General features: G+C 65.1%; 10 protein-coding genes. 6 read left to right on the top strand and 4 right to left on the bottom strand.

Annotated elements, in window-relative coordinates; all coding sequences use genetic code 11:
• Positions 1 to 251: 251 nt before the first annotated feature.
• Both JQ592_RS24165 and acnA read right to left on the bottom strand, forming a co-directional pair.
• Positions 252 to 1,028 (bottom strand): DUF1223 domain-containing protein, encoded by a 777-nt coding sequence (locus tag JQ592_RS24165; RefSeq protein ID WP_211405270.1) that lies wholly within the window; start codon positions 1,026 to 1,028, stop codon positions 252 to 254.
• Positions 1,029 to 1,261: 233 nt separating this feature from the next.
• Positions 1,262 to 3,982 (bottom strand): aconitate hydratase AcnA, encoded by a 2,721-nt coding sequence (gene acnA, locus JQ592_RS24160; protein WP_211405269.1) that lies wholly within the window; start codon positions 3,980 to 3,982, stop codon positions 1,262 to 1,264.
• A 241-nt stretch (positions 3,983 to 4,223) separates the two neighbouring features.
• Between acnA and ccmA the strand changes: the two genes are divergently transcribed.
• The 5 genes from ccmA (at position 4,224) to JQ592_RS24135 (ending at position 7,219) form a co-directional block, all read left to right on the top strand.
• The gene (gene ccmA / locus JQ592_RS24155; protein WP_211405284.1) at positions 4,224 to 4,826 is read left to right on the top strand and encodes a heme ABC exporter ATP-binding protein CcmA; all 603 of its coding nucleotides are present in this window, start codon (positions 4,224 to 4,226) and stop codon (positions 4,824 to 4,826) included.
• 85 nt (positions 4,827 to 4,911) lie between these two features.
• Entirely contained in the window at positions 4,912 to 5,580 is a 669-nt protein-coding gene (gene ccmB, locus JQ592_RS24150; RefSeq protein ID WP_130362890.1) for a heme exporter protein CcmB, read from the top strand.
• 90 nt (positions 5,581 to 5,670) lie between these two features.
• Positions 5,671 to 6,456 carry a heme ABC transporter permease gene (locus tag JQ592_RS24145; protein WP_211405268.1) on the top strand — a complete coding sequence of 262 codons (786 nt, stop codon included), beginning with the start codon at positions 5,671 to 5,673 and terminating at the stop codon, positions 6,454 to 6,456.
• Positions 6,453 to 6,638 carry a heme exporter protein CcmD gene (ccmD, locus tag JQ592_RS24140; protein ID WP_211405267.1) on the top strand — a complete coding sequence of 62 codons (186 nt, stop codon included), beginning with the start codon at positions 6,453 to 6,455 and terminating at the stop codon, positions 6,636 to 6,638. Before JQ592_RS24145 ends, ccmD begins: the two co-directional genes overlap by 4 nt.
• Positions 6,635 to 7,219 carry a DsbE family thiol:disulfide interchange protein gene (locus JQ592_RS24135; protein ID WP_211405266.1) on the top strand — a complete coding sequence of 195 codons (585 nt, stop codon included), beginning with the start codon at positions 6,635 to 6,637 and terminating at the stop codon, positions 7,217 to 7,219. The genes ccmD and JQ592_RS24135 overlap by 4 nt, the downstream gene beginning before the upstream one ends.
• An 87-nt stretch (positions 7,220 to 7,306) precedes the next feature.
• Here JQ592_RS24135 and JQ592_RS24130 read toward each other — a convergent pair whose 3' ends face one another.
• Together JQ592_RS24130 and ftsY are read right to left on the bottom strand one after the other, a co-directional pair.
• On the bottom strand, positions 7,307 to 7,909 hold the full coding sequence (locus JQ592_RS24130) for a septation protein A (protein WP_211405265.1): 603 nt from the start codon (positions 7,907 to 7,909) through the stop codon (positions 7,307 to 7,309).
• A gap of 146 nt (positions 7,910 to 8,055) precedes the next feature.
• A complete protein-coding gene (gene ftsY / locus JQ592_RS24125) occupies positions 8,056 to 9,003 on the bottom strand; it encodes a signal recognition particle-docking protein FtsY (RefSeq protein ID WP_211405264.1) in 948 nt (315 codons plus the stop codon).
• A 57-nt stretch (positions 9,004 to 9,060) separates the two neighbouring features.
• Here ftsY and JQ592_RS24120 point away from each other — a divergent pair, with 57 nt between their 5' ends.
• Positions 9,061 to 9,762, top strand: coding sequence for an RluA family pseudouridine synthase (locus JQ592_RS24120; protein WP_211405283.1), 702 nt, complete (start codon positions 9,061 to 9,063; stop codon positions 9,760 to 9,762).
• Positions 9,763 to 9,797 lie beyond the last annotated feature (35 nt).

The following is a 9,797-nucleotide window of genomic DNA, read 5'->3' as shown; positions in this document are numbered from 1 at the left end:
TCGCTCACGCTCGCCGCCTTCCCGCCCATCATGGTGAAACTCGCCCGGCAAAAGCGAATCATTCTCACGCTCTGAGGACCCGCGCTCTTCGCGCGGCGTCTCGAAGGATCGAGGCCCAAGCTGCATCAGCGGGGCCTGCATGGTTCTCGCGGCGATGCGCAGCATCGTCCGCCACGCGCGCAAGGGGCGCGCTCCTCACCATGAGGAGATAGAGCCAGATCGCGTATCAGGAAGAATGCGGAGCGTGTGCTTCAGTGCAGCGACGTGTACGCCGCGCCGAGCATCGGGCCCGGCTTCTCGCGGCTGCCGTCCTGGACGTAGACCACCGCGCCGTCGACGCCGTCGCGCGTGAGGTTCTCGATCGGCACGGTCCAGCTTTCCGGACGGCCGGTCCAGTCGCCGACCTTGAGCAGGTTGCGTACCACGTTGTGATAGGTGATCTGCTGTCCGCGATTTTCGCCCTTGGCGATCGCGATCGGCACCGACTTGGCGATCGAGCAGATCCAGACCTCGCCGTGCGAGACCGCCGGCTCCTTGCTCGCGGCGACCGAGACGTTGATCTGCTTGCCGGAGAGCGACATCGTCACCGGCACGCTCATCACGCCGGTGCCCTTGTCGGTCTTGCCGATCGCGCTTTCGATGCCGGCGCGATCGCTGCCGATGACATGCGTGGAGCCATTCACCACGACCTGCGGTGTGTAGACCTCGCGGTCACCCCGCATGCGTGAATAGGCACGCTGCCGTGCAGAGAAACGCGAATCCGCCAGCGTGTCCTTCCACCCAAGATAGTCCCAATAATCGATCGGCATGCTCAGCGCGATGATCGACGGGTCGCTGGAGAGATCGCCGATGATCTTGTCGGCGGGCGGGCAGGACGAGCAGCCCTGCGAGGTAAACAATTCGACAACGGCGCGGGGATCGGCGTGGGCGGGACGGATGACGGCGACGATTGCACAGATGCCGAGTGCTCCCGTCCAGAGGGCACCGGACCAACGTGAAATCAGATGAGAAGCCGTCATTGTTGTCATGTCGAACGCCGCACACCAAAGCTCGTGGGAGGGGGAATCTTACCGATTGATGGTCACCGCAGTCTTACGGGGCGCGACCTGCTCAACCATCCAGGAAACCGTGCCAAGCCGATTTTCCGCCGGATGGGCCCATCCAAAGCATGCCGCAAACGCGCGAAGGCGGCCTTGTGATAGGCCGCCTTCGTTTAACCTTCTACTCACGTAGCGGTGAGCCACCGTTCACAAATTCGCGCTTAGGCCGCGAGCTTGCGCAGCACGTAGTGCAGAATACCGCCGTTGCGGTAGTAGTCGAGCTCGTCCAGCGTATCGATGCGGCAGAGCAGCGAAACGCGCTGCAGCGAACCGTCGCCGGAGACGATCTCCGCGGTCAACTTCTGGCGCGGCTTGAGGTCGCCGACGAGGCCGCGCAGCGTGACCTTCTCGTCGCCCTTCAGGCCGAGCGAGGACCAGGAGGTGCCTTCCTCGAAGGTCAGCGGCAGCACGCCCATGCCGACCAGGTTGGAGCGATGGATGCGCTCGAAGCTCTGGCAGATCACGGCGCGCACGCCGAGCAGACGGGTGCCCTTCGCGGCCCAGTCGCGCGAGGAGCCGTTGCCGTATTCGGCGCCGGCGAACACCACCAGCGGCACCTGTTCCTGCTGGTACTTCATCGCAGCGTCATAGATCGACATCTGCTCGCCATCGGGCCAGTGCTTGGTGAGGCCGCCTTCCGGGATGTTGCCATCCGCGCCCTTCAGCATGAAGTTCTTGATGCGGATGTTGGCGAAGGTGCCGCGCATCATCACTTCGTGGTTGCCGCGACGCGTGCCGTACTGGTTGAAGTCGGCGGGGCGCACCTGGTGCTCGCTGAGATATTTGCCCGCGGGCGAGGTGAGCTTGATCGAACCGGCCGGCGAGATGTGGTCGGTGGTGATCTTGTCGCCGAACATGGCGAGGATGCGGGCCTCGACGATGTCGGTGACCGGCTCCGGCTCCTTCTTCATGCCTTCGAAATAGGGCGGGTTCTGCACATAGGTCGAAGACATGTTCCAGCGATAGGTCTCGCTCTCGGTGGTCTTGATCTTGCGCCAGTTGGTGTCGCCCTTGAACACGTCGGCATACTTCTTCTTGAAGATCGACGCGGTCACGAACTTCTTCATGAAGGCGTTGATCTCCTTCGTGGTCGGCCAGATGTCCTTGAGGTACACCGGCTTGCCGTCCTTGCCTTCGCCGAGCGGCTCGACGGCGAGGTTCTTCGTCACGCTGCCCGCGAGCGCGTGCGCGACGACCAGCGGCGGCGAGGCCAGATAGTTCGCCTGCACGTCCGGCGAGACGCGGCCTTCGAAATTGCGGTTACCGGACAGCACGGCGGCGGCGACGATGCCGTTGTCGTTGATCGACTTCGAGATCTCCTCCGGCAGCGGACCGGAATTGCCGATGCAGGTGGTGCAGCCGAAGCCGACCAGGTTGAAGCCGACCTTGTCGAGATCCTTCTGCAGGCCGGAATCGGCGAGATAGCCCGCGACCACCTGGCTGCCCGGGGCGAGCGAGGTCTTCACCCACGGTTTTGCCTTCAGGCCCTTCGCAGCGGCGTTGCGCGCGAGCAGGCCGGCGCCGATCAGAACGCTCGGATTCGAGGTGTTGGTGCAGGAGGTGATCGCCGCGATCACGACATCGCCGTGACCGATCTCGAAGTCCTTGCCCTCGACGGCAAAGCGCTTCTCCGGCTCCTCGGCCTTCTTGTACTCGCTGCTGAGCGCGACCGAGAAGCCTTCGGCGACCGAGGGCAGCGCGATGCGGCCTTCGGGACGCTTCGGGCCGGCCATCGACGGCACGACGTCGGCGAGGTCGAGCGTCAGCGTCTCCGTGAACACCGGATCGGCCGACTTGGCGGTGCGGAACAGGCCTTGCGCCTTGGCATAGGCCTGCACCAGCGCAACGCGCGGCGCCGCGCGGCCGGAGGTCTTGAGATAGTCGATCGCGGCGGCGTCGACCGGGAAGAAGCCGCAGGTCGCGCCATATTCGGGCGCCATGTTGGCGATTGTCGCCTTGTCGGCAACCGAGAGATTGTCGAGACCGGGGCCGAAGAACTCGACGAACTTGCCGACCACGCCGAGCTTGCGCAGCATCTGCGTCACGGTCAGCACGAGGTCGGTCGCGGTGACGCCTTCCTTCATTGCGCCCTTCAGCTTGAAGCCGACGACGTTGGGCAGCAGCATCGACAGCGGCTGGCCGAGCATGCAGGCTTCCGCCTCGATGCCGCCGACGCCCCAGCCGAGCACGGCGAGACCGTTGACCATGGTGGTGTGGGAGTCGGTGCCGACCAGCGAGTCAGGGTAGGCGACCTCGAAGGTGCCGGTCTTCTTGCCGACCGTCATCTTCTCCTTCTTGGTCCAGACCGTCTGGGAGAGATATTCGAGATTGACCTGGTGGCAGATGCCGGTGCCGGGCGGCACGACGGAGAAGTTCGAGAACGCCTTCTGGCCCCACTTCAGGAACTCGTAGCGTTCCTGGTTCTGCTTGTATTCCTCGGTGACGTTCTTGGCGAAGGCCTTGTTGTCGCCGAAGAAGTTCACGATCACGGAGTGGTCGATGACGAGGTCGACCGGCACCAGCGGATTGATCTTCTCGGCGTCACCACCGAGCTTCTGCATCGCATTACGCATCGCGGCGAGGTCAACGACGGCGGGCACGCCCGTAAAATCCTGCATCAGCACGCGGGCCGGGCGGAAGGCGATCTCATGCTCCAGCGACTTCTTGCGCAGCCACTTCGACACCGCGACGATGTCTTCCTTCTTGACCGAGCGGCCGTCCTCGTTGCGCAGGAGGTTCTCGAGCAGGACCTTCATCGAATAGGGAAGCTTGGAGATTCCCTTCAGACCATTCTTCTCGGCCGTGGGCAGGCTGTAATAGACATAGGTCTTGGCGCCGACCTTGAGGGTCTTTTTGCATTTGAAGCTGTCGAGCGAGGTCATGTAGGAAATCCCAATTGTTAGTTATACCCGGCAGGGTATTTTAACACCGTCAGCGTAGCAGGCTGGGTCGCTTGCAGGGGCAGGTTGAGTTGCTGCATCAAGTAGTTCCGGGCTTATAGAAGCTTTCTAACCGCGCCGCCACAGCCACAATCGTGCTGCAGCAATTGCCGAGCCAAAAATTCCCATGCGCTACCCCAAGATTTCCTGAGGCCTGGCTTTGAGCGGATTGGACCAAGGCAAGATGCAGCTGTCCGGACGCGGGGTCGCCTGCGTGCGCGGCGGCCGTGAGGTGTTCGCCGGGCTCGATTTCGCGGCCGTCTCCGGCGAGGCGGTGGCGGTGATGGGTCGCAACGGATCGGGCAAGACCTCGCTGCTGCGGCTGATCGCAGGCCTGCTCATTCCGGCCGGCGGCACGATCGTACTGGACGGGGGCGACGCCGAAATGACGCTGCCCGAGCAATGCCACTATCTCGGCCATCGCGACGCCCTGAAGCCGGCGCTGAGCGTTGAGGAAAACCTGGCATTCTGGGCCGATTTTCTCGGCGGCGAGCGTTTTGACGCCGCCGCTAGCCTCACGGCCGTCGGCCTCGACCATGCCGCCCATCTGCCCGCGGCCTTCCTGTCCGCCGGCCAGCGCCGCCGGCTCTCGCTGGCCCGGCTGCTGACCGTCCGGCGCCGGATCTGGCTGCTGGACGAGCCGACCACGGCCCTGGACGTGGCCGGCCAGGACATGTTCGGCGGCCTGATGCGCGAGCACCTCGCCCGCGGCGGCCTGATCATCGCGGCGACCCACGCGCCGCTGGGGATCGAATCGCGGGAGCTTAGGATCGGGGGTGCGACGTGAAACGAGCTGACCCTCAGCTTTCCAAGCGGCCGATTGCCGGCCTCTCCGTTCCCTCCCCCCTCTCGTCCGCCGCAAGGGCCGCCCGATGACCGCCCTGTCCGCCCTGATCCGCCGGGACATCAGGATCGCGCTCCGCGTCGGCGGCGGGGCGCTGATCGGGGTGCTGTTCTTCCTGACCGTGGTGGTGCTGATGCCGTTCGCGGTCGGGCCGGACCTGGCGCTGCTGTCGCGGCTGGGACCGGCGATCCTGTGGCTCGGCGCGCTGCTGGCGAGCCTGCTCACCCTCGACCGGTTGTTTATGGCCGACCACGAAGACGGCTCGCTCGACCTGATCACCATGAGCCGGACGCCGCTGGAACTGGCCTGCGCCGCCAAGGCGCTGGCGCATTGGCTGGCCGCCGGCCTGCCGCTGATTGTCGCAACCCCCGTGCTGGGCCTGTTGCTGAACCTCGACATGGTCGCAACCGGCGCGGTGGCCCTGACGCTCCTGGCGGGCACGCCGGCGCTGACGTTTACCGGCATGATCGGCGCGGGGCTGGCAGTGACGCTGCATCGCGGCGGACTGTTGATGGCCGTGCTGGTGCTGCCGCTGTCGATTCCCGTGCTGATCTTCGGCGTTGCGGCCTCGCAGGCCGCGATCGTTGGTCCCATGACGTTCGGGGCGCCGTTCTCGATCCTGTGCGCGCTGTCGCTGGTCAGCCTCGTGGTCGGGCCCTTTGCAGCCGCGGCGAGCCTGCGGCATGGACTGGACTGAAATGGGCTCGGCTGCCTTGACCCCGATCAACTTTCGCTGCCCGCTTTTATGCTGATTGCGTGAGCAGCCCCCGGTGATTATCAGGATACCATGTCGCTGATCGACCTCGCCAACCCCACGCGGTTCCTCGCGCTGACAGCGCGGGTGTTGCCATGGCTTGCGGGTGCGACCGTCATCCTGCTCGCCATCGGCCTCTATCAATCCGCTCTTGCGCCCGACGACTACCAGCAGGGCGCGACCGTCAAGATCATGTTCATCCACGTGCCCAATGCTTGGCTGTCGATGTTCGTCTGGGGCGTGATGAGCATCGCCTCGCTGGGCACGCTGGTGTGGCGGCATCCGCTCGCCGACGTCGCCGCGAAAGCGGCAGCTCCGATCGGCGCCAGCTTCACTTTCCTCGCGCTGCTGACGGGCTCGCTGTGGGGCCGGCCGATGTGGGGCACCTATTGGGAATGGGACGCGCGGCTGACTTCGGTGCTGATCCTGTTCCTGATGTATCTCGGCCTGATGGCGCTGTGGCGCGCGGTCGACGATCCCTCGCGCGCGGCGCGCGCCGCGGCGGTGCTGACGCTGGTCGGCGCGATCAATCTTCCGATCATCAAGTTCTCGGTCGACTGGTGGAACACGCTGCACCAGCCAGCGTCCGTGATGCGCATGGGCGGCTCGACGCTCGACAAATCCTTTCTGATCCCGCTGCTGCTGATGGCGATCGCCTTCACGCTGCTGTTCGTCACGCTGCATCTGGCGGCGATGCGCAACGAGATCCTGCGCCGCCGCGTCCGCTCGCTGCAGATGATGCAGGCGAGCCGCGTCGCGTTTTCGAGCGAAGTGGGCACCGGTTCGCGTCAGGAAAACGCGTCAACAGGGGCGGCGTGATCATGTCGCTCGGTCCCTACGCATCCTTCATCGTGACGTCCTATGCCGCTGCGGCGCTGGTGATCGTGATCCTGATCGGCTGGATCGTGCTCGACTATCGCAACCAGACCCGGCGCCTGCGCGAGCTCGACCGTAGCGGCGTCACCCGCCGCTCGGGCCGCAGCGCGATGGACGCGTCATGAGCAATCCATCGACCTCCGTCCCGCCGCAGCGCCGCACCTTCCTGGTGCTGCTGCCGCTGATCGCCTTCATTGGGCTGGCGCTGCTGTTCTGGTTCCGGCTCGGCAGCGGCGATCCCTCGCGCATTCCTTCGGCGCTGATCGGCCGGCCGGCACCGCAGACCGTGCTGTCGCAGCTGGAGGGATTGCAGGACAACGGCACGCAGGTGCCGGGGCTCGATCCCGCCGCGTTCAAGGGCAAGGTCAGCCTCGTCAATGTCTGGGCGTCCTGGTGCGTGCCTTGTCATGACGAAGCGCCGCTCCTGACCGAACTGGCAAAAGACAAGCGCTTCCAGCTCGTCGGCATCAACTACAAGGACGCAGCCGACAACGCGCGCCGCTTCCTCGGGCGCTACGGCAACCCGTTCAGCCGGGTCGGCGTCGACGCCAACGGCCGCGCCTCGATCGAATGGGGCGTCTACGGCGTGCCGGAGACGTTCGTCGTCGGACGCGAGGGCACCATCGTCTACAAGCTGGTCGGCCCGATCACGCCGGACAATCTGCAGAAGGTGCTGTTACCGCAGATGGAGAAAGCGCTGAAGTAACCACTGTCATTCCGGGGCGATGCGACAGCATCGAACCCGGAATCTCGAGGTTCCGGGTTCGGCTCTGCGAGCCGCCCCGGAACGACGTCAGCCCTTCCTCACATCCCCCGCGTCAGCCTCGCTCGCTTCCAGCGACGCCGGCTCGATCCCGTAGCGCTTGGTCAGCGGCATCTGGGCGATGGCGAAGATCATGGTGATCGGGGTGACGCCGAATACCTTGAAGTTCACCCAGAAATCCGTGCTCTGGGTGCGCCAGACGATCTCGTTCAGCACCGCCATGCCGGCGAAGAACAGCGCCCAGCGCAGCGTGAGGATGCGCCAGCCCTGCGGCGTCAGGTTGAACATCTGGTCGAACATCACGGCGATGAAGGAGCGGCCGAACAATAGCCCGCCGCCGAGGATCGCGGCGAACAGGCCGTAGATGATGGTCGGCTTGACCTTGATGAAGGTCTCGTCGTGCAGCACCAGGGTCAGCGTGCCGAACACCAGCACGATCACGCCGGTCACGATCGCCATGATCGGGATGTGGCGCGTCACCACGTAGGAGGCGGCCATCGCCGCGACGATCGCGACCATGAATGCGCCGGTCGCGGCGAACAAATTGAACTTCGCATTGACGAAGAAGAACACGAGCAGCGGACCGAGTTCGGTCGCAAGCTTGAACAGCGGATGCGGCTGGGTCTTGTCCATTACCTGACCTTTGTTGCTGTCATGCCCCGCCTTGTGCGCAATTGCGCACTGGGGCGGGGCATCCAGTACGCCGCGCCGCTCGTTGTAAGCCACAGGCGCCTCGGAATACTGGATCCCCCGCCTGCGCGGGGGATGACGAAAGAAACCTATGACTCGATTCCGGCGATGGCGCGGGCGAAATCGCGCGCGGTGAACGGCGCGAGATCGTCGACGCCTTCGCCGACGCCGATGAAATGCACCGGCAGTTTAAACTTCTCCGCGAGCGCCACCAGGATGCCGCCGCGGGCGGTGCCGTCGAGCTTGGTCATCACGAGGCCGGTGACCCCGGCGGTGCGATGGAAGGCCTCGACCTGCGACAGCGCGTTCTGGCCCACGGTGGCGTCGAGCACAAGCAGCACCGCATGCGGCGCAGTGTCATCCACCTTGCGGATCACGCGCACGACCTTCTCGAGCTCGTTCATCAGCTCGGCCTTGTTCTGCAGCCGGCCGGCGGTGTCGATCAGGAGCACGTCGATGTTCTGCTCCTTCGCCGCGGTGAGCGCATTGAAGGCAAGGCTGGCCGAATCCGAGCCTTGCGCGCCGGCGATGACCGGCGTCTTCGTCCGCTCGCCCCAGACCTTGAGCTGTTCGATCGCGGCTGCGCGAAACGTGTCGCCGGCGGCCAGCATCACCTTGCGGCCTTCGGAGGCGAATTTCTGCGAGAGTTTTCCGATGGTCGTGGTCTTGCCGGAGCCGTTGACGCCGACCACGAGAATGACGAACGGCTTCCTGGCCGCATCGATCTCGAGGGGCTTTGCCACCGGCGACAGCACCTTCTCGACCTCGGTCGCGACGACGTCCTTGACCTCGTCCGCTGAGATCGCCTTGTCGTAGCGCCCCGCGCCGACGGCATCCGCGATCCGCACTGCGACGGAGGTACCGAGGTCGGCGCGCAAGAGCACATCCTCGATGTCGTCGAGCATGGCGCGGTCGAGCTTGCGCTTGGTGACGAGGTCGGCGACCGCGGTCCCGAGCGAGGACGAGGTGCGCTTCAGCCCGTTGGACAGACGGCGCCACCAGCTCAGCTTGGGGGTTTCGGAGGTGGTATCGTTCATGGTGGCGTGTTAGCCGTTCCGGCTCGCAAACGAAAGCCTTGACCGAAAGCCTTGCAATTGCTCGATGTTCCCGAATTGACCGCCGACGAGATCCAGGCCCGCGTGCTCCATCGCGACGGGCTGATGCTGATCATCGACAAGCCGGCCGGCCTGCCGGTGCATCGCGGCCCCAAGGGCGGCGCCAATCTGGAGGATTCCTTCGACGCGCTCCGATTCGGCCTGCCGCGGCCGCCGGTGCTGGCCCACCGGCTGGACAAGGACACTTCCGGTTGTCTCGTGCTCGGGCGCCATCGCAAGGCGACCGCATCACTGGGCCTGCTGTTCAAGCACGGCAAGATCGGCAAAACTTACTGGACCGTGGTCGAGGGCGGCCCTGCCGAAGATGAGGGCACGATCGACATGCCGCTCGGCCGGCTCAATGCCGAACGCGGCTGGTGGCAGAAGCCCGACCCCGAGGGGCAGAAGGCGATCACCAACTGGAAAGTGATGGGCCGGGGCGACGGTTTCACCTGGCTTGCCATGGAACCGGTGACCGGGCGGACCCATCAATTGCGGGTGCATTCGGCCGAGAGCGGATGGCCGATCTTCGGCGATAACATTTACGGCAACGGCCCGCGCTTCGGCGAGCCGCGCCTGCATCTGCATTCCCGCGAGATCGTGGTGCCGATCTCCCGGAACAAGGAGCCGGTCCGCGTGGTGGCGCCCGCCCCGCCGCATATGCACGAGAAGCTCCGCGCCTGCGGGTGGAATGGGGAGTAGCGCTGTGCGTCTTTCATGGTGAGGAGCCGTGCTCG

The organism is Bradyrhizobium iriomotense, assembly GCF_018129405.1.
Lineage (GTDB): Bacteria > Pseudomonadota > Alphaproteobacteria > Rhizobiales > Xanthobacteraceae > Bradyrhizobium > Bradyrhizobium iriomotense_B.
Note: the sequence above shows the minus strand (reverse complement) of the source record. Positions and strands in the feature narration are given on the sequence as shown.

Excerpts from the sequence above, each read along its gene's own strand:
- acnA (WP_211405269.1), bottom strand. The coding sequence starts at position 3,982 with ATGACCTCGCTCGACAGCTTCAAATGCAAAAAGACCCTCAAGGTCGGC.
- ccmA (WP_211405284.1), top strand. The coding sequence starts at position 4,224 with ATGCAGCTGTCCGGACGCGGGGTCGCCTGCGTGCGCGGCGGCCGTGAG.
- ccmB (WP_130362890.1), top strand. The coding sequence starts at position 4,912 with ATGACCGCCCTGTCCGCCCTGATCCGCCGGGACATCAGGATCGCGCTC.
- JQ592_RS24145 (WP_211405268.1), top strand. The coding sequence starts at position 5,671 with ATGTCGCTGATCGACCTCGCCAACCCCACGCGGTTCCTCGCGCTGACA.
- ftsY (WP_211405264.1), bottom strand. The coding sequence starts at position 9,003 with ATGAACGATACCACCTCCGAAACCCCCAAGCTGAGCTGGTGGCGCCGT.
- JQ592_RS24165 (WP_211405270.1), bottom strand. The coding sequence starts at position 1,028 with ATGACAACAATGACGGCTTCTCATCTGATTTCACGTTGGTCCGGTGCC.
- JQ592_RS24130 (WP_211405265.1), bottom strand. The coding sequence starts at position 7,909 with ATGGACAAGACCCAGCCGCATCCGCTGTTCAAGCTTGCGACCGAACTC.
- JQ592_RS24135 (WP_211405266.1), top strand. The coding sequence starts at position 6,635 with ATGAGCAATCCATCGACCTCCGTCCCGCCGCAGCGCCGCACCTTCCTG.